The following is an 18644-nucleotide window of genomic DNA, read 5'->3' as shown; positions in this document are numbered from 1 at the left end:
TTCTCCCAGGCGTAATGCGCCGCGTAGGAGCTGCCGAAGGCTGCGATCTTTTGATCCTGATTTTCAGCGATCCGGAGAAGATCAAGATCAAAATATCGCAGCCTGCGGCAGCTCCTACGGGGGCCGCGTCGACGCAGCTGTTTATTCTGCGTTGCAGAGCGCCAGGCAGTTATCGAGCATGCGGTTGGAGAAGCCCCACTCGTTGTCGTACCAGGCCAGCACTTTGAGCAGCTTGCCGCTGGACTTGGTGTGGTTGGCGTCGAAGATCGACGACAGCGGGTTGTGGTTGAAGTCGCTGGAAACCAGCGGCAGGGTGTTGTAGCCGAGAATTTTCGAGTGCTGGCTGGCGTGTTTGAGCATCGCGTTGACTTCATCGGCCGACGCTTCACGCTTGAGCTGCACGGTCAGGTCCACCAGCGACACGTTGATCACCGGAACACGCACCGCCATGCCGGTCAGTTTGCCCGCCAGTTCCGGCAGCACCAGGCCTACCGCTTCAGCGGCGCCGGTCTTGCTCGGGATCATGTTCTGGGTGGCGGAACGGGCGCGGTACGGGTCGGTGTGATAGACGTCGGTCAGGTTCTGGTCGTTGGTGTAGGCATGGATGGTGGTCATCAGACCGCTTTCGATGCCCAGCTCGCGGTGCAGCACCTGGGCCACCGGGGCCAGGCAGTTGGTGGTGCACGAGGCGTTGGAAATGATCTGGTGCGATTGGCGCAGAATGTCGTGGTTAACCCCATAAACCACGGTGGCGTCGGCGCCTTTGGCCGGGGCCGAGATAATCACTTTGCGCGCGCCGGCCGTAATATGCGCGGCGGCTTTGGCACGGTCAGTGAACAGGCCGGTGCATTCGAACACAACGTCGACCTTTTCCGCGGCCCAGGGCAGTTCGGCCGGGTTGCGAATGGCGCTGACCGAAATACGGTCGCCGTTGACGGTCAGGCTTTCCTGATCGTGCTGGACATCGGCATCGAATGTGCCGTGAACGGTGTCGTACTTGAGCAGATGAGCATTCATCGAGCTGTCGCCCAGGTCGTTGATCGCTACGATCTGCAGATCCTGACGATAGCCTTGGGTATACAGTGCGCGCAGGACATTACGGCCGATACGGCCAAAACCATTGATTGCAATTCGAAGAGTCATTTACAGCGCCGCCGTCGTTTTGTTGTTGGAATTACAAGATTATTCGCAAAAAAATAGAAAACAAGCCTTTTTAGTGGCAATATTTTGTTTTATCTACAACGAGTGACCTGAATCAACTGGTCCGAATGATCAAGAAAACCGTCTGTCACCCCGATCACAGCGGTGCTTGGTCAGCATAGACAATCAGGTCGCCACATCCGTTAGCCTGGAGTTCTACACATGCATCCCCGCGTCCTTGAGGTCACCGAACGGCTTATCGCCCGCAGCCGCACCACGCGTGAGGCTTACCTTGCATTGATCCGCGGCGCCGCCAGCGACGGCCCGATGCGCGGCAAGCTGCAATGCGCCAACTTCGCCCATGGCGTAGCCGGGTGTGGCAGCGACGACAAGCACAGCCTGCGGATGATGAACTCCGCCAACATCGCCATCGTTTCGTCATATAACGACATGCTCTCGGCGCACCAGCCGTACGAAGTCTTTCCTGAACAGATCAAAAAAGCCCTGCGCGAAATCGGCTCCGTCGGCCAGTTCGCCGGTGGCACCCCCGCGATGTGCGATGGCGTGACCCAGGGCGAACCGGGCATGGAACTGAGCCTGCCGAGCCGCGAAGTGATCGCGCTGTCCACCGCTGTAGCGCTGTCCCACAACATGTTCGACGGCGCGCTGATGCTCGGCATCTGCGACAAGATCGTGCCGGGCCTGATGATGGGCGCGTTGCGTTTCGGTCATCTGCCGACGATTTTCGTGCCGGGCGGGCCGATGGTGTCGGGCATCTCCAACAAGCAGAAAGCCGATGTGCGTCAGCGCTACGCCGAAGGCAAGGCGACGCGCGAAGAGCTGCTGGAATCGGAGATGAAGTCCTATCACAGCCCTGGCACCTGCACTTTCTACGGCACTGCCAACACCAACCAGTTGCTGATGGAAGTCATGGGCCTGCACTTGCCGGGCGCCTCTTTCGTCAACCCGAACACCCCGTTGCGTGATGCCCTGACCCGCGAAGCGGCGCACCAGGTCACCCGCTTGACCAAGCAGAACGGCGACTTCATGCCGATCGGCGAAATCGTCGACGAGCGTTCGCTGGTCAACTCCATCGTGGCCCTGCACGCCACCGGCGGCTCGACCAACCACACCCTGCACATGCCAGCCATCGCCATGGCCGCGGGCATCCAGTTGACCTGGCAGGACATGGCCGACCTCTCCGAGGTGGTGCCGACCCTGAGCCACGTGTACCCGAACGGCAAAGCCGACATCAACCACTTCCAGGCGGCGGGCGGCATGTCGTTCCTGATCCGCGAACTGCTGGAAGCCGGCCTGCTTCACGAAAACGTCAACACGGTGCTGGGCCACGGCCTGAGCCGCTACACCAAGGAACCGTTCCTCGATAACGGCGAGCTGGTCTGGCGCGAAGGCCCGATCGAAAGCCTCGACGAAAACATCCTGCGTCCGGTCGCTCGCGCATTCTCGCCAGAGGGTGGCTTGCGGGTGATGGAAGGCAACCTCGGCCGTGGCGTGATGAAGGTCTCGGCAGTCGCACTGGAAAACCAGGTTGTCGAAGCGCCGGCGATGGTGTTCCAGGATCAGCAGGATCTGGCCGATGCGTTCAAGGCGGGGTTGCTGGAGAAGGATTTTGTCGCGGTGATGCGCTTCCAGGGGCCGCGTTCCAACGGCATGCCGGAGCTGCACAAGATGACGCCGTTCCTCGGCGTGTTGCAGGATCGCGGCTTCAAAGTGGCGTTGGTGACTGACGGGCGTATGTCCGGCGCCTCGGGGAAAATCCCGGCGGCGATCCACGTCAGCCCCGAAGCTTATGTGGGCGGCGCTTTGGCGCGAGTGCAAGAGGGCGATATCATCCGCGTCGATGGCGTCAAAGGCACCCTGGAGCTTAAGGTGGACGCCGAAGAATTCGCAGCGCGCGAACCTGCCAAGGGTCTGTTGGGCAACAACATTGGCAGCGGTCGCGAACTGTTTGGTTTCATGCGCATGGCCTTCAGCTCCGCAGAGCAAGGCGCCAGCGCCTTTACTTCTGCCCTGGAGACGCTTAATTGAAACTGGCTCTGGTCGGTGACATCGGTGGCACCAACGCACGTTTCGCGTTGTGGAAGAACCAGCAGCTGGAATCGGTCCAGGTGCTGGCGACGGCAGACCACGCCAGCCCGGAAGAGGCGATTGCGCTCTACCTGAGCGGGCTCGGTCTGGCGCCGGGTTCGATCGGTTCGGTGTGCCTGTCGGTGGCGGGCCCTGTGAGTGGCGATGAATTCAAGTTCACCAACAATCACTGGCGGCTCAGTCGCCAAGGGTTCTGCAAGACCTTGCAGGTGGATCAACTGCTGTTGATCAACGATTTTTCGGCGATGGCCCTGGGCATGACCCGCTTGCAACCGGGCGAATTTCGGGTGGTCTGCGAAGGCACGCCGGAACCGTTGCGGCCAGCGGTGGTGATCGGCCCGGGCACAGGCCTGGGCGTGGGCACCTTGCTCGATCTGGGCGAGGGCCGTTTTGCCCCGCTGCCGGGGGAAGGCGGTCACGTCGACCTGCCACTGAGCAGCCCGCGAGAAACCCAACTGTGGCAACAGATCTTCAATGAGATCGGCCATGTCAGCGCTGAAACCGCGTTGAGCGGCAGTGGTTTGCCGCGGGTCTACCGGGCGATCTGCGCAGTGGACGGTCACACGCCTGTGCTCGACACGCCTGAGGCGATCACAAAGGCCGGGCTGGCGGGCGATCCGATTGCCCTGGAAGTGCTCGAGCAGTTCTGCTGCTGGCTCGGTCGCGTGGCTGGCAACAACGTGCTGACCACCGGGGCGCGCGGCGGTGTATACATCGTTGGCGGCGTGATTCCACGGTTTGCCGATTTCTTCATCGAAAGCGGTTTCGCCCGGTGTTTCGCCGACAAGGGCTGCATGAGCGATTACTTCAAAGGCATTCCGGTGTGGCTGGTGACGGCGCCGTATTCCGGGTTGGTGGGCGCGGGTGTGGCGTTGGAGCAATCCATTCCAGCCTGAAATGCAATCCAGTGTGGGAGCGGGCTTGCTCGCGAAGGCGGTGTGTCAGTCAACCAAGATGTTGAATGTGCTGGCCCCTTCGCGAGCAAGCCCGCTCCCACAATTGGTTCTGCGGTGTTTGTAAATTTCGTACTTAAGGCATAATCCAACCAATTCAAATAACAAGGACGCCGCCCCGTGAGCTCAGTCAACAAGTCGATTTTGTTGGTCGATGACGATCAAGAGATACGCGAGTTGCTGGACACCTACCTGACCCGCGCCGGTTTCCAGGTCCGTACCACGCCCGACGGTGCAGGCTTTCGTCAGGCCTTGAACGAGGCACCGAGCGATCTGGTAATACTCGACGTGATGCTGCCGGACGAAGACGGGTTCAGCCTCTGCCGCTGGATCCGCCAGCACCCGCGTCAGGCCCATGTACCGATCATCATGCTCACCGCCAGCTCCGACGAGGCCGACCGCGTCATCGGCCTGGAGCTGGGCGCAGACGACTACCTCGGCAAACCCTTCAGCCCCCGTGAATTGCAGGCGCGCATCAAAGCCTTGTTGCGCCGCGCGCAGTTCGGTCAGGAGCGTTCCGGCAGTGAAGTGCTGGCCTTCGATGACTGGCGGCTGGACATGGTCAGCCATCGGCTGTTCCATATCGACGGTGAGGAAGTGATTCTCTCGGGCGCCGATTTCGCGCTGCTGAAACTGTTCCTCGATCACCCTCAGGAAATCCTCGACCGCGACACCATCGGCAACGCCACCCGTGGCCGTGACCTGATGCCGCTCGATCGCATCGTCGACATGGCGGTCAGCCGTCTGCGCCAGCGCCTGCGCGATACCGAAAAACCGCCACGGCTGATCCGTACCGTGCGTGGCAGTGGCTACCAACTGGCAGCCAACGTGGTTGCCAGCAATGGCCACTGAGTTCCTGCGCAAGCTCGCCGGGCGGGTGCCGGTGCCGCGCTCGCTGCTCGGGCGCATGTTGCTGCTGACCCTGCTGGCGGTGCTGTTCGCCCAGACACTGTCGAGCGTCATCTGGGTCTCGCAATTGCGCGCCACGCAGCTTGAAGGTTTGGTCACCAGTGCCCGTAGCCTGGCTCATTCGATGACGGCCAGCGTCAGTTATTTCCGCTCGTTGCCGGTGGCGTTTCGGCCGCTGGTGCTCGATCAGTTACGCAGCATGGGCGGCACTCGATTCGTGGTGACCCTCAACGACAAACCACTGGGCATGGAAGTGCTGCCGATCACCCCGCGCAAAGCAGCGGTGCTCAAAGCGGTGGACGAAGTGCTGCGCCAGTCGTTGGGCCAGGACACCGATATCTCGGTGACCTTCGTCAGCCCCGAAGACCTGCGGATTTTCAACGGCGGCTTGAAGCTCGATGAGTTGCCGCGCTCCTGGGCGCATTACGCGTTGACCCTGGAGCCGGTGAACCCACCGGTGCTGGTCACGCAAATCCAGATGGCACCGGGGGAATGGCTGTACATCGCCTCCCTGTTGCCCGAGCCCTACACCAGTCTTGAGGAACAAGGCCTGCCGGCGCAGCAGGTCTGGTTCATCGTGCTCACCAGCGGTTTCCTGCTGTTGTTCATCGGCCTGTTGGTGCACTGGCAGAGCCGACCACTCAAGCGATTGGCGCGGGCGGCGCGGGACATGTCCTTGGGCGCCGAAGTCGAACCGGTGGCCGAGGGCGGCGGCAGTGAAGTGGTGGAAGTGGGTCGCGCCTTCAATGCGATGCGCGAACGTATCAGCCGTTATCTGACTGAACGCAGCCAATTGTTCAGCGCGATTTCCCATGACTTGCGCACGCCGATTACCCGGCTGCGATTGCGGGTGGAATTGCTTGAAGACGAAAAACTGCAAGCCAAGTTCGGCCGTGATCTGGATGAGCTGGAGTTGCTGGTAAAGGGCGCGTTGCAATGCGTGAAAGACACCGATATCCACGAGAACATCGAGCCGGTGGACCTCAATCATGTGCTCGACTGCCTGGTGGAACCGTATCTGGCGCCCAACGGCAATGGTCGCGTGACCCAGCATGGCCGGGCGCTGGCGCCGTATCCCGGCAAGCCATTGGCGCTCAAGCGTTGCATCGGCAACCTGATCGACAACGCCTTGAAATATGGGCAGAACGCGCATCTGCACATCGATGACGACGAGAGCGCGTTTGTCCTGCATGTCGACGATGAAGGGCCGGGCGTGCCGGAGCAGCGTCTGGAGCAGGTGTTCGAACCGCACTTCCGCTTGGCCGGGCAGCAGCAGGGTTATGGCTTGGGGCTGGGGATTGCGCGCAACATTGCCCATAGCCATGGCGGTGAAGTCAGCCTGCAAAACCTGCGTGAAGGCGGGTTGCGGGTGACGTTGCAGTTGCCGCGTAGTGTTGATTAGCGGCACCGCGTTATCGTTCTTCGCGAGCAAGCCCGCTCCCACATTGGATTTGTGTACGACGCAGAACCACTGTGGGAGCGGGCTTGCTCGCGAAGGCGTCAGTCCCTTCAATACATCCCTCAAGGCAAATGTCACAGCTCGGTGACATAACTCGCCCCCTTCGTTACCTGCCCGCCACCGCCCGTTGTTTAGACTGCCCTCAGTCATAACAACAAAAAAGGTCTTCCCATGGACACCTTCCAACCCGCCTTCAGCAGTTGGCTGAACGCGCCTGCCCATCAGCAATGGCTCGCCGCCGAAGGCCTGCGCCTGCTGGCATTCGCCAAGGCTGCAAAGCTTGCCGAAGGCTTCGGCAATCTCGATGAAAAGGGTCGCCTGGCGGCCAACGCGCAAGCTGAAACCATGAACACCGCGCGCATGACCCACAGCTTCGCCATGGCCCACATCCAGGGCCTGCCGGGTTTCGCCGAGCTGGTGGATCACGGCATCCAGGCCCTCAGCGGGCCGCTGCGTGATGCCGAACACGGCGGCTGGTTCGCCACGCCCGAACACCGTGACGGCAATACCGGCAAAGCCGCTTACCTGCATGCTTTCGTGGCGTTGGCCGCGAGTTCTGCGGTGGTCGCCCAGCGCCCCGGCGCACAAGCGCTGCTGGACGATGCAATCCACATCATCGACAGTCATTTCTGGAGCGAAGAGGAGGGCGCGATGCGCGAATCCTTCAACTGCGACTGGAGCGTCGAGGAAGCCTATCGCGGCGCCAACAGCAACATGCACGCCACCGAAGCCTTTCTCGCCCTGGCCGATGTCACCGAGGACAACCGCTGGCTGATTCGCGCCCAGCGCATCGTCGAGCGCGTCATTCATGATCATGCCGCGGCCAATGATTATCTGGTGATCGAGCATTTCGACCGCGACTGGCAGCCGTTGCGCGACTACAACCACGACAACCCGGCTGACGGTTTCCGCCCCTACGGCACCACACCGGGCCATGGTTTCGAATGGGCGCGGCTGTTGCTGCATCTTGAGGCGGCGCGGGTGCAGGCCGGGATACTCACGCCGGGCTGGCTGGCAACCGATGCGCAAAAACTCTTCGAGCACAATTGCCGTCACGGTTGGGATGTCGACGGAGCGCCGGGGATTGTCTACACCCTCGACTGGGACAATCGCGCAGTGGTTCGTCATCGCCTGCACTGGACGCACGCCGAAGCCAGTGCCGCCGCCAGTGCGCTGCTCAAACGCACCGGTGATGAGCAATACGAGCGTTGGTACCGACTGTTCTGGGAATTCTGTGACAGTCATTTCATCGACCGTTGCGATGGCAGTTGGCACCATGAACTCGATCCGCTGAACCGTCCGAGCGCCGACATCTGGGCCGGCAAACCCGACCTGTATCACGCCTGGCAAGCCGTTTTGATCCCGCGCCTGCCGCTGGCGCCGAGCATGGCCAGTGCGCTGGCGCAATTGTCCCAGAGCGTTGCTGTGTAACCAGCTATGTAACCATGTGGTGACATTCGCGCGTCCCTTCGTTACCTGCGAAGGGGCATCCCCTGTTTAGAATCCTATGCAGCGCAAGCACCAGACTTGCATGCATAACAACAAGAAAGGTACTACTAGATGAATGCGATTTCTCGCCTCGCTACTGTCATTTCTCTCGCTTCACTGCTTCCTGTTGCTGCATTCCCCGTCAGTGCCCTTGCCGCCGATGCCAAAGGTTCGGTGGAAGTCGTTCACTGGTGGACGTCTGGTGGTGAAAAAGCAGCCGTCGATGTGCTCAAGGCCCAAGTCGAAAAAGACGGTTTCACCTGGAAGGACGGCGCAGTTGCCGGCGGTGGCGGCTCCACGGCCATGACCGTACTCAAAAGCCGCGCCGTGGCCGGTAACCCGCCGGGCGTTGCCCAGATCAAGGGGCCGGACATTCAGGAGTGGGGCAGCACTGGCCTGCTCAGCACCGACACCCTCAAAGAGGTTTCCAAGTCCGAAGGCTGGGATAACCTGCTGATCAAGAAAGTCTCCGACACCGTGAAATACGAAGGCGATTACGTCGCCGTGCCGGTGAACATCCACCGCGTCAACTGGCTGTGGATCAACCCGGAAGTCTTCAAGAAAGCCGGGATCGACAAAGCGCCGACCACCCTCGAAGAATTCTATGCCGCTGGCGACAAGCTCAAAGCCGCCGGCTTCATCGCACTCGCTCACGGTGGCCAGCCGTGGCAGGACAGCACCGTGTTTGAAGACGTGGTGCTCTCGGTCATGGGCGCAGACGGGTACAAGAAGGCGCTGGTCGATCTGGACCAGAAAACCCTCTCCGGGCCCGAGATGGCCAAGGCCTTCACCGAGCTGAAAAAAGTCACCGGCTACATGGACCCGAACCGCGCCGGTCGTGACTGGAACATCGCTGCAGCCGACGTCATCAACGGCAAGGCCGGCATGCAGATGATGGGCGACTGGGCCAAGAGCGAATGGACCGCCGCGAAGAAAGTCGCGGGCAAGGACTACCAGTGCGTGCCATTCCCGGGCACCGAAAAAGCCTTTACCTACAACATCGACTCGATGGCTGTGTTCAAGCTCAAAGCTGATCGCAAAGGCGACATCGCCGCCCAGCAAGACCTGGCCAAGGTCGCTCTGGGCAAAGACTTCCAGAAAGTCTTCAGCATCAACAAAGGCTCGATCCCGGTGCGTACCGACATGCTTAACGACATGAGCGCGCTGGGCTTCGATTCTTGCGCTCAAGCGTCCGCCAAGGATTTCCTGGCTGACGAGAAAACGGGCGGCCTGCAACCGAGCATGGCGCACAACATGGCCACTTCCCTGGCTGTGCAGGGCGCGATCTTCGATGTGGTCACCAATTTCATGAACGACAAGAACGCTGACCCGGCCAAGGCCAGCGCGCAACTGGCCTCGGCTGTCAAAGCCGCCCAGTAATCCCTGACGCCGCGTGACCCCTGTGGGAGCGGGCTTGCTCGCGAATGCGGTCTGACATTCAACACGAATGTCGACTGATACACCGCCTTCGCGAGCAAGCCCGCTCCCACAAGGGATCGCCGTGCCGACTTCATTCCTCTTCACCTGGATTATCCCGATGAGCTCTGTGGCGGTTTTCAGCAAAGCCTCACCGTTCGACGCATTGCAGCGCTGGCTTCCCAAGCTGGTTTTGGCGCCAAGCATGCTGATCGTCCTGGTTGGTTTTTACGGTTACATCATCTGGACATTTGTTCTGTCCTTCACCAATTCCAGTTTCATGCCGAGCTACAAGTGGGTCGGCCTGCAGCAATACATCCGCCTGATGGACAACGATCGCTGGTGGGTCGCGAGCAAGAACCTCGCGGTGTTCGGCGGCATGTTCATCGGCATCAGCCTGGTGCTGGGGGTGTTCCTCGCGGTGCTGCTGGATCAGCGCATTCGCAAGGAAGGCTTCATCCGCACCGTTTACCTGTACCCGATGGCGCTCTCGATGATCGTTACCGGTACCGCATGGAAATGGCTGCTCAACCCAGGCCTGGGTCTGGACAAAATGCTGCGTGACTGGGGCTGGGAAGGCTTCCGTCTCGACTGGCTGGTGGATCAGGATCGCGTGGTGTATTGCCTGGTGATCGCTGCCGTGTGGCAAGCCTCCGGGTTTGTGATGGCGATGTTCCTGGCCGGCCTGCGTGGCGTCGATCAATCGATCATCCGCGCGGCGCAAGTCGACGGTGCGAGCCTGCCGACCATCTACCTGAAAATCGTATTGCCGAGCCTGCGGCCGGTGTTCTTCAGCGCTTTCATGATCCTGGCGCACATCGCGATCAAGAGCTTCGACCTGGTGGCGGCGATGACCGCGGGTGGCCCGGGCTACTCGTCTGACCTGCCTGCGATGTTCATGTACTCCTTCACTTTCAGCCGTGGCCAGATGGGCATTGGTTCGGCGAGCGCCATGATGATGCTCGGCGCGATCCTGGCGATTCTGGTGCCGTACCTGTACTCCGAATTGCGAGGCAAACGCCATGAGTAATCAACTCGGAAAACCGGCGATCAGCTTCAGCCGCATCGCAATTTACGCAACCCTGTTGCTGGCCGCCGCGATCTATTTGGTCCCGCTGGTGGTGATGCTGCTGACCAGTTTCAAATCCCCGGAAGACATCCGCACCGGCAACCTGTTGAGCTGGCCGCAAGTGATTGATGGCATCGGCTGGATCAAGGCCTGGGACAGTGTCGGCAGCTACTTCTGGAACTCGGTGAAAATCACCGTGCCGGCGGTACTGATCTCTACGTTCATCGGTGCCATGAACGGCTACGTGCTGTCGATGTGGCGCTTCCGTGGTTCGCAACTGTTCTTCGGCCTGTTGTTGTTCGGCTGCTTCCTGCCGTTCCAGACCGTGCTGCTGCCAGCCTCGTTCACCCTCGGCAAGATCGGCCTGGCCAACACCACCACGGGCCTGGTGCTGGTGCACGTGGTCTACGGCCTGGCGTTCACCACGCTGTTCTTCCGTAACTACTACGTGAGCATTCCGGATGCGCTGGTCAAGGCGGCGCGACTGGATGGCGCGGGCTTCTTCACGATTTTCTGGAAGATCCTGCTGCCGATGTCGATCCCGATCGTGATGGTCTGCCTGATCTGGCAGTTCACGCAAATCTGGAATGACTTCCTGTTCGGCGTGGTCTTCGCCAGTGGCGATGCCCAGCCGATTACCGTGGCCCTGAACAACCTGGTCAACACCAGCACCGGGGCCAAGGAATACAACGTTGATATGGCCGCCGCGATGATCGCCGGGCTGCCGACACTGCTGGTCTACATATTCGCTGGCAAGTATTTCCTGCGTGGGCTGACGTCCGGCGCGGTCAAGGGGTAGAACATGGCAACTCTCGAATTACGCAACGTCAACAAGACCTACGGTGCCGGTTTGCCGGACACCCTGAAAAACATTGAACTGAAGATCAATGACGGTGAGTTCCTGATCCTGGTCGGTCCATCGGGCTGTGGTAAGTCCACGCTGATGAACTGCATCGCAGGACTTGAAAACATCAGCGGCGGCGCGATTCTGGTGGACGACGCCGACATCAGCGGCATGAGCCCGAAAGATCGCGACATCGCCATGGTGTTCCAGTCCTACGCGCTGTACCCGACCATGAGCGTGCGGGACAACATCGCGTTCGGCCTGAAGATTCGCAAAATGCCCACCGCCGAAATCGACGAAGAAGTCGCTCGCGTGGCCAAGCTGCTGCAGATCGAACACCTGCTCAGCCGCAAGCCGGGCCAGCTTTCCGGTGGTCAACAACAGCGCGTGGCCATGGGCCGGGCGCTGGCGCGGCGGCCGAAGATTTACCTGTTCGACGAACCGCTGTCCAACCTCGACGCCAAGCTGCGGGTCGAGATGCGCACCGAAATGAAACTGATGCACCAGCGTCTGAAAACCACCACGGTCTACGTGACCCACGACCAGATCGAAGCCATGACCCTGGGCGACAAAGTGGCGGTGATGAAGGACGGGATCATTCAGCAGTTCGGCACGCCGAAAGACATCTACAACAACCCGGCCAACCTGTTCGTGGCGAGCTTCATCGGTTCGCCGCCGATGAACTTCATTCCTCTGCGGTTGCAGCGTAAGGAAGGTCGGTTGGTAGCGCTGCTCGACAGCGGTCAGGCGCGCTGCGAGTTGCCGTTGGGCATGCAGGATGCCGGTCTCGAAGACCGTGAAGTGATCCTCGGCATGCGCCCGGAGCAGATCGTGCTGGCGAACGGCGAGCCGAATGGTTTGCCGACCATTCGTGCCGAAGTGCAGGTCACCGAACCGACCGGTCCCGACACCCTGGTGTTCGTCAATCTCAACGACACCAAAGTCTGCTGCCGCCTGGCACCAGACGTCGCGCCGGCCGTGGGCGAGACCCTGACCCTGCAATTCGATCCATCGAAAGTGCTGCTGTTCGATGCCAAGACCGGTGAACGCCTGGGGGTGGCCGGCCTGCCAAAAACCGAAGCTCACAGCGCCAACGTGGCCAAATTCAAAGGCAGATAAAGATCAAATGTGGGAGCGGGCTTGCTCGCGAAAGCGGTCTGACATTCAACAGTGATGTCGACTGATACACCGCCTTCGCGAGCAAGCCCGCTCCCACAGGGGGATCTGCGGCGGGTGGGGACATCCGTCGCAATCGATGTAAACCGCGTTAGATAAAAACAGTTAATAACAATAAAGACGAGGATGTAGGGATGAAGAAGAAGAACAACGCTCAGCTTATCTGCCAATTGTCAGCTCTTGCGATGATGACTATGGCCGGTAGCGCACACGCGGCTGACGCGTTCAGTGCCGACTCGCAGTGGATGACCGGGGATTGGGGCGGCGAGCGGACCAGGCTGATCGAACAAGGTATCGACATCAAGGCCGACTACGTCGGTGAAGTGGGCGCCAACCTGCATGGCGGCTACAACGACGACAAGACGGCGCGTTATGCCGACCAGTTTGGCTTGGGCGTGGCGCTGGACCTGGAAAAACTGTGGGGCTGGGATAACACCCAGGCGAAGATTCAGCTCACCAACCGTAACGGTCAGAACATCTCCAATGACCGTGTCGGCGACCCGCGTGCCGGCACTTTGAGTTCCTCCCAGGAAGTCTACGGCCGTGGCCACATGGTCCGTCTGACCCAGTTGTGGATCAAGCACCAGTTTCTCGACGGTAAACTGGACGTCAAGGCCGGTTACTTCGGTGAAGGCGAAGACTTCAACACCTTCCCTTGCGAGTTCCAGAACCTGGCATTCTGCGGTTCACAAGCGGGTAACTGGGCGACCAACATCTGGTACAACTGGCCGGTCATGCAGGCAGCGGTTCGCGTGAAGTACAACATCACGCCCGAGTTCTATGCGCAGATCGGCGCGTACAACCAGAACCCGTCGCAACTTGAGCACGGTAACGGCTTCAAGCTCAGCGGCAGTGGTACCGAGGGCACGGTCTTGCCGGTTGAGTTGGTCTGGTCGCCGAAGGTCAACAACCTGCCGGGCGAATACCGTGTCGGTTACTACAAGAGCACTGCCAACGCCGATGACGTACGTAAAGACGACAACGGCGACGATGCCGCGACCAGCGGCAACGCCTATCGCAGTCACGATAGCAAGCACGGCTACTGGTTCGTGGCGCAGCAACAACTCACCACCCACAACGGTGACGCTTCGCGCGGTCTGAACATCGCGGCCAACGCCACCTTCCACGACAAGGACACCAACTTCGTCGACAACTACCAGTCGCTGATGTTCGTGTACAAGGGCCCGTTCGATGCGCGTCCTAAAGATGATGTCGGGATCGGTTTCGCCCGTATCCATGTCAACGATGACGTGAAGAAAAACGCCGAGTTGGTCAACGCCGCCAATGGTGTCACCGACTACGAAGACCCGCTGTTCTCGCCGTTGCGTTCCACCGAGTACAACTACGAGATCAACTACGGCTTCCACGTTACCAACTGGCTGACCGTCCGTCCTAACCTGCAATACATCACTCACCCGGGCGGTGTGGATGAAGTCGACAACGCTCTGGTGGCTGGTCTGAAAATTCAGTCGGTGTTCTAACGCTGTTGCGATAAGCTCCTCTCTATGTGCGCATTTTTGCGGACGGCCATGGCTGTCCGCTTTTTTTTGGGGCTGATCCGCCAGGCGGCTGACGATTGCATTGTGGCGAGGGAGCTTGCTCCCGCTCGGCTGCGAAGCAGTCGTAAACGCGGCGAATGCGGTTTGCCTGAAGCGCCGCAGTGAATGGTTTTAGGGCCGCTTCGCAGCCCAGCGGGAGCAAGCTCCCTCGCCACAGAGACATTCACTGGCTACAAAAGCGCTGTTGTTTTCAGAGATGGTGAGTACACCCATGATTTTCAGGACCGCGGCACATGCTTGAGCATCCGCTACAACGCTTCTTCAAATCCTTGCGCGAACGTCCGGTGTTTGCGTGGGAGCGCTATCAGATGCGCGATGTGCTGGTGATCGACCATCCGCTGTGTCAGGCGGTGTTCAGTCGGCAGGGCGCGCAGTTGCTGCACTTCCAGCCAAAGGGGCAGAAACCCTGGCTGTGGTGCGCGGCGAAGTGGCCGCATGTCGGTGCGATTCGCGGCGGTGTGCCGGTGTGCTGGCCGTGGTACGGCCGTCATCCGAGCGAAAACGCCTGGCCGTCCCATGGCTGGGCGCGTTTGCTCGACTGGAAACTGCTCGACAGCAGCAGTGATGACGATGGCGTGCACCTGCACTGGCAGTTACAGCTGTGCGACTGGCAAGTGGACTTGCACGCGCATCTGGGCGAACGCATGGATTTGCACCTGAGCACCGAGCATCAGGACGACATGCCGTGCCAGTTGAGCCAGGCGTTGCACGCCTATTGGCGTATTGGTGACGTGGGTGAGGTAGCGCTGTCTGGGCTCGATGGCGCGCAAGGTTACGACCAGTTGAGCCGCCAGGTTTGTCAGCAGGAAGGCGAGTTGCGGGTCGACGGCGGTTGTCAGCGAGTGTTCCAGCATGACGGCGAATTGCAGCTCAAGGATCACGCCTGGCAGCGGCAATTGTGCATCGACACCGGTGACCATGCAGACACGGTGGTCTGGCATCCGGGCTCGCGGCCGTTGCTGGGCGTGAGCTGGAACGAGATTTTAGAGTTTGTGTGTGTGGAAGCGGCCAGCGGCGGGACCGACAGCTTGAGCCTGGCACCGGGTGAGCGGGCGCATTTGAGTTTGCAGGCGCGGGTTGGGGCTTAGCTCAAGATCCATGGTGTTGCGGGTATCGCCTTCGCGAGCAAGCCCGCTCCCACAGTGGATCTGTTTTGAACACAAATGCTGTGTCCACTGAAAATCTACTGTGGGAGCGCGCTTGCTCGCGAAGGCGGCTTGTCAGGCGACAAAAAGAACTCAGATCGGACTAATTGAACTCATCCCCAATCGGATACCGACTGGCATTAAGGCTTTCCTTGATCTTGCGCAAATGCGGCTGGAAATCCACGCCCCGGCGCAGGGTCATGCCGGTGGCGAGCACATCGAGCACGGTCAGCTGAATGATCCGTGACGTCATCGGCATATAGATATCAGTGTCTTCCGGCAACGGGATGTTCAGGCTCAAGGTGCTGGCCTTGGCCAGCGGCGAACCCTCGGCCGTCAGGCCCAGCACCGAAGCGCCATTTTCCCGGGCAATGCGCGCCACTTCCACCAGTTCCCGGGTGCGGCCGGTGTAGGAAATGATCACGAACAACTCACCGGTATGGGCTACCGAGGCGATCATGCGTTGCATCAGCACGTCGGCATGGGCGGTCACCGCCAGGTTGAAGCGGAAGAACTTGTGCTGCGCATCCAGCGCCACCGGGGCCGAGGCGCCGAGGCCGAAGAAGTGGATCTGGCGGGCCTGGATCAACAGGTCGACGGCGCGGCTGATCAGGTTCGGGTCAAGCGCCTGCAACGCACTGTCCAAAGAGGCGATGGCGCTGCCGAAAATCTTTTTCGTATACGCTTCCGGATTGTCATCGGCTTCAACCGCCCGGCTGACATACGCCGCGCCACTGGCAAGGCTCTGGGCCAGCTGCAGTTTCAGTTCCGGGTAGCCGCTGACGCCGAACGAGCGGCAGAAACGGTTGACCGTCGGCTCGCTGACCTTCGAGGCCTGGGCGAGGGCGGCAATGCTGAACCGGGTGGCCTGCTCCGGGTTGAGCAGAATCACTTCGGCGACTTTGCGTTCAGCCTTGTTCAGGTCTTCAAGGCGATTCTGGATCTGTTCCAGTAAATTTCGCACGCGATCCATTTCATGTTCCTTAGGTCAGCAGCGCAAATAAGCGTTCGACTAATGCAAATTGGGCCTTTGATACAGCCCATAACGGTGGCCTATCCTACTGATGGCTCCGACCGACCACCACTCGGAATCTGTATTTTGCGAAAATGTTGTGGTTATTACTACATTTTCCCTTGAGTGATGCCTTGAAAAAAGGTATTTGTAGCTTAACTTGATAAAAGAACAAACATCATGCCTTCGATTACGGTTGAACCTTGCACCTTTGCCTTGTTCGGCGCTCTCGGCGATCTGGCCCTGCGCAAGCTGTTTCCTGCCCTTTATCAACTCGATGGCGCCGGCCTGCTTCATGAGGATACGCGCATTATCGCGCTGGCCCGTGAACCCGGCAGCGAGCAGCAGCATCTGGCATTCATCGCCACTGAACTTCGCCGCTACGTGGGCGCCAAAGAGCTGGATGAAGCGGTGGTCGAGCGCTTCCTGGCCCGTTTGAGCTACCTGCACGTCGACTTCCTCAAGGCTGACGATTACGTCGCCCTGGCCGAGCAGGCCGGCAGTGCCCAGCGGGTGATTGCCTACTTCGCCACCCCGGCGGCGGTGTATGGCGCTATTTGCGAGAATCTGTCGAAGGTCGGCCTGACCGAAAACACCCGCGTGGTGCTGGAAAAACCCATCGGTTCGGACCTGGAATCCTCGCGCAAGGTCAATGACGCCGTGGCGCAGTTCTTCCCGGAGAACCGCACCTACCGCATCGACCACTACCTGGGCAAAGAGACCGTACAAAACCTGATCGCCCTGCGTTTCGCCAACAGTCTGTTCGAAACCCAGTGGAACCAGAATTACATCTCCCACGTGGAAATCACCGTGGCCGAGAAGGTCGGGATCGAAGGCCGTTGGGGCTATTTCGACAAGGCCGGGCAGCTGCGGGACATGATCCAGAATCACCTGCTGCAATTGCTCTGCCTGATCGCCATGGACCCGCCGGCGGACCTGTCCGCCGACAGCATTCGCGATGAGAAAGTCAAAGTCCTCAAGGCGCTGGCGCCGATCAGCCCGGAAGGCCTGACCACTCAAGTGGTGCGCGGCCAGTACATCGCCGGGCACAGCGAGGGCAAATCGGTACCCGGGTATCTGGAAGAGCCTAATTCCAACACCCAGAGCGACACCGAAACCTTCGTCGCCCTGCGTGCCGACATTCGTAACTGGCGCTGGGCCGGCGTGCCGTTTTACCTGCGGACCGGCAAGCGCATGCCGCAAAAGTTGTCGCAGATCGTCATCCACTTCAAGGAGCCGTCGCACTACATCTTCGCCCCCGAGCAGCGCTTGCAGATCAGCAACAAACTGATCATCCGCCTGCAACCGGACGAAGGCATTTCCTTGCGCGTGATGACCAAAGAACAAGGCCTGGACAAGGGCATGCAGCTGCGCAGCGGTCCGTTGCAGCTGAATTTTTCCGACACCTATCGCAGCGCGCGGATTCCCGACGCCTACGAGCGGTTGTTGCTGGAAGTGATGCGCGGCAATCAGAATTTGTTTGTCCGTAAAGATGAAATCGAAGCCGCGTGGAAGTGGTGTGACCAGTTGATCGCCGGGTGGAAAAAATCCGGCGATGCGCCCAAGCCGTACGCGGCAGGGTCGTGGGGGCCGATGAGCTCCATTGCACTGATTACGCGGGACGGGAGGTCGTGGTATGGCGATATCTGAATTGAAACTGCCTCAGGGCGTTAGCGCCCATGAGTTCAAGAGCCCGGTGCTGCTGGCCGAAGGCCTGGCATTGACGGTGGCCAAGCAATTGAGCGACGCCATTGCCGCGCAAGGCGCCGCGACGCTGGTGGTGTCTGGCGGGCGCAGCCCGGTGGCGTTTTTCCAGCACCTGGCCAAGCAGAAGCTGGACTGGTCGAAGGTGGTGGTCAGCCTGGCTGACGAGCGCTGGGTGCCGGTGGAACATGCCGACAGCAATGCCGGTCTGCTCAAGCGTTACCTGTTGCAAGGCCCGGCGGCCAAGGCTCAGTTCCTGAGCCTCTACAGTGCCACCGCCAACCTGGAACAGGCCGCCGAGCAGGCTGATCGCTTGCTCGCCGAATTGCCGCCGATCGACGTGCTGGTGCTGGGCATGGGGGACGATGGTCATACCGCGTCGCTGTTCCCCAACAGCCCGAACCTGGTCGATGCCTTGAAAGTCGACGGCACCCGTCGTTGCTGGCCGATGCTGGCGCCGACCGTGCCCCATCAACGCCTGACCATGAGTCGCGCGCTGCTGGCTTCGGCGAAGCACACCGTTCTATCGATTTCCGGTCAGTCCAAGCTGACCACCCTGAATGCCGCACTGGCCGGTGACGATGTCGCCGCCATGCCGATTCGGGCGTTTCTGCAACCTACGTTAGAGATTTACTGGTGCCCATGAACCAAGGATCAGCCG

15 protein-coding genes are annotated in these 18644 nt (G+C 60.2%); 13 read left to right on the top strand and 2 right to left on the bottom strand.

All coding sequences use genetic code 11. The features are described from left to right. Nucleotides 1-141 precede the first annotated feature (141 nt). On the bottom strand, nucleotides 142-1143 hold the full coding sequence (gap, locus tag KW837_RS18935; RefSeq protein ID WP_048395661.1) for a type I glyceraldehyde-3-phosphate dehydrogenase: 1002 nt from the start codon (nucleotides 1141-1143) through the stop codon (nucleotides 142-144). A 219-nt stretch (nucleotides 1144-1362) separates the two neighbouring features. Here gap and edd point away from each other — a divergent pair, with 219 nt between their 5' ends. The 11 genes from edd (at nucleotide 1363) to KW837_RS18880 (ending at nucleotide 15210) form a co-directional block, all read left to right on the top strand. Further along, nucleotides 1363-3189, top strand: a complete 1827-nt coding sequence (gene edd, locus KW837_RS18930; protein ID WP_218397901.1) for a phosphogluconate dehydratase — start codon at nucleotides 1363-1365, stop codon at nucleotides 3187-3189. Beyond that, nucleotides 3186-4145 (top strand): glucokinase, encoded by a 960-nt coding sequence (locus KW837_RS18925; protein WP_218397899.1) that lies wholly within the window; start codon nucleotides 3186-3188, stop codon nucleotides 4143-4145. Before edd ends, KW837_RS18925 begins: the two co-directional genes overlap by 4 nt. 177 nt (nucleotides 4146-4322) lie before the next feature. Continuing rightward, entirely contained in the window at nucleotides 4323-5054 is a 732-nt protein-coding gene (locus tag KW837_RS18920; RefSeq protein ID WP_008006907.1) for a response regulator, read from the top strand. Between the two features lie 31 nt (nucleotides 5055-5085). Beyond that, complete coding sequence (locus KW837_RS18915) at nucleotides 5086-6513, top strand: ATP-binding protein (protein ID WP_371317148.1); 1428 nt, start codon at nucleotides 5086-5088, stop codon at nucleotides 6511-6513. Nucleotides 6514-6741: 228 nt separating this feature from the next. Next, complete coding sequence (locus KW837_RS18910; RefSeq protein WP_218397896.1) at nucleotides 6742-8001, top strand: AGE family epimerase/isomerase; 1260 nt, start codon at nucleotides 6742-6744, stop codon at nucleotides 7999-8001. 129 nt (nucleotides 8002-8130) lie between these two features. Continuing rightward, entirely contained in the window at nucleotides 8131-9438 is a 1308-nt protein-coding gene (locus KW837_RS18905) for an ABC transporter substrate-binding protein (RefSeq protein ID WP_218397894.1), read from the top strand. A gap of 157 nt (nucleotides 9439-9595) precedes the next feature. Beyond that, on the top strand, nucleotides 9596-10504 hold the full coding sequence (locus KW837_RS18900) for a carbohydrate ABC transporter permease (RefSeq protein ID WP_007902369.1): 909 nt from the start codon (nucleotides 9596-9598) through the stop codon (nucleotides 10502-10504). Further along, nucleotides 10497-11342 carry a carbohydrate ABC transporter permease gene (locus KW837_RS18895; RefSeq protein WP_030131859.1) on the top strand — a complete coding sequence of 282 codons (846 nt, stop codon included), beginning with the start codon at nucleotides 10497-10499 and terminating at the stop codon, nucleotides 11340-11342. Before KW837_RS18900 ends, KW837_RS18895 begins: the two co-directional genes overlap by 8 nt. A gap of 3 nt (nucleotides 11343-11345) precedes the next feature. Next, entirely contained in the window at nucleotides 11346-12506 is a 1161-nt protein-coding gene (locus tag KW837_RS18890; RefSeq protein ID WP_218397892.1) for an ABC transporter ATP-binding protein, read from the top strand. 191 nt (nucleotides 12507-12697) lie between these two features. Further along, nucleotides 12698-14044 (top strand): carbohydrate porin, encoded by a 1347-nt coding sequence (locus KW837_RS18885; protein ID WP_218397890.1) that lies wholly within the window; start codon nucleotides 12698-12700, stop codon nucleotides 14042-14044. Nucleotides 14045-14355: 311 nt separating this feature from the next. Then, nucleotides 14356-15210: a D-hexose-6-phosphate mutarotase gene (locus tag KW837_RS18880; protein ID WP_008009461.1), complete on the top strand. Its 855-nt coding sequence runs from the start codon at nucleotides 14356-14358 to the stop codon at nucleotides 15208-15210. A gap of 160 nt (nucleotides 15211-15370) precedes the next feature. Here KW837_RS18880 and KW837_RS18875 read toward each other — a convergent pair whose 3' ends face one another. Then, a complete protein-coding gene (locus KW837_RS18875; protein WP_173667542.1) occupies nucleotides 15371-16231 on the bottom strand; it encodes a MurR/RpiR family transcriptional regulator in 861 nt (286 codons plus the stop codon). Nucleotides 16232-16459: 228 nt separating this feature from the next. On the opposite strand from KW837_RS18875, the gene zwf reads away from it, so the two are divergent. Beyond that, on the top strand, nucleotides 16460-17929 hold the full coding sequence (gene zwf / locus KW837_RS18870) for a glucose-6-phosphate dehydrogenase (protein WP_008072962.1): 1470 nt from the start codon (nucleotides 16460-16462) through the stop codon (nucleotides 17927-17929). Further along, nucleotides 17916-18629, top strand: coding sequence for a 6-phosphogluconolactonase (pgl, locus tag KW837_RS18865; RefSeq protein ID WP_218397888.1), 714 nt, complete (start codon nucleotides 17916-17918; stop codon nucleotides 18627-18629). Before zwf ends, pgl begins: the two co-directional genes overlap by 14 nt. Nucleotides 18630-18644 lie beyond the last annotated feature (15 nt).

The organism is Pseudomonas sp. PDM24 (assembly GCF_019218905.1).
Classification (GTDB): Bacteria; Pseudomonadota; Gammaproteobacteria; order Pseudomonadales; family Pseudomonadaceae; genus Aquipseudomonas.
This window is presented reverse-complemented; position numbering and strand designations above follow the sequence as displayed.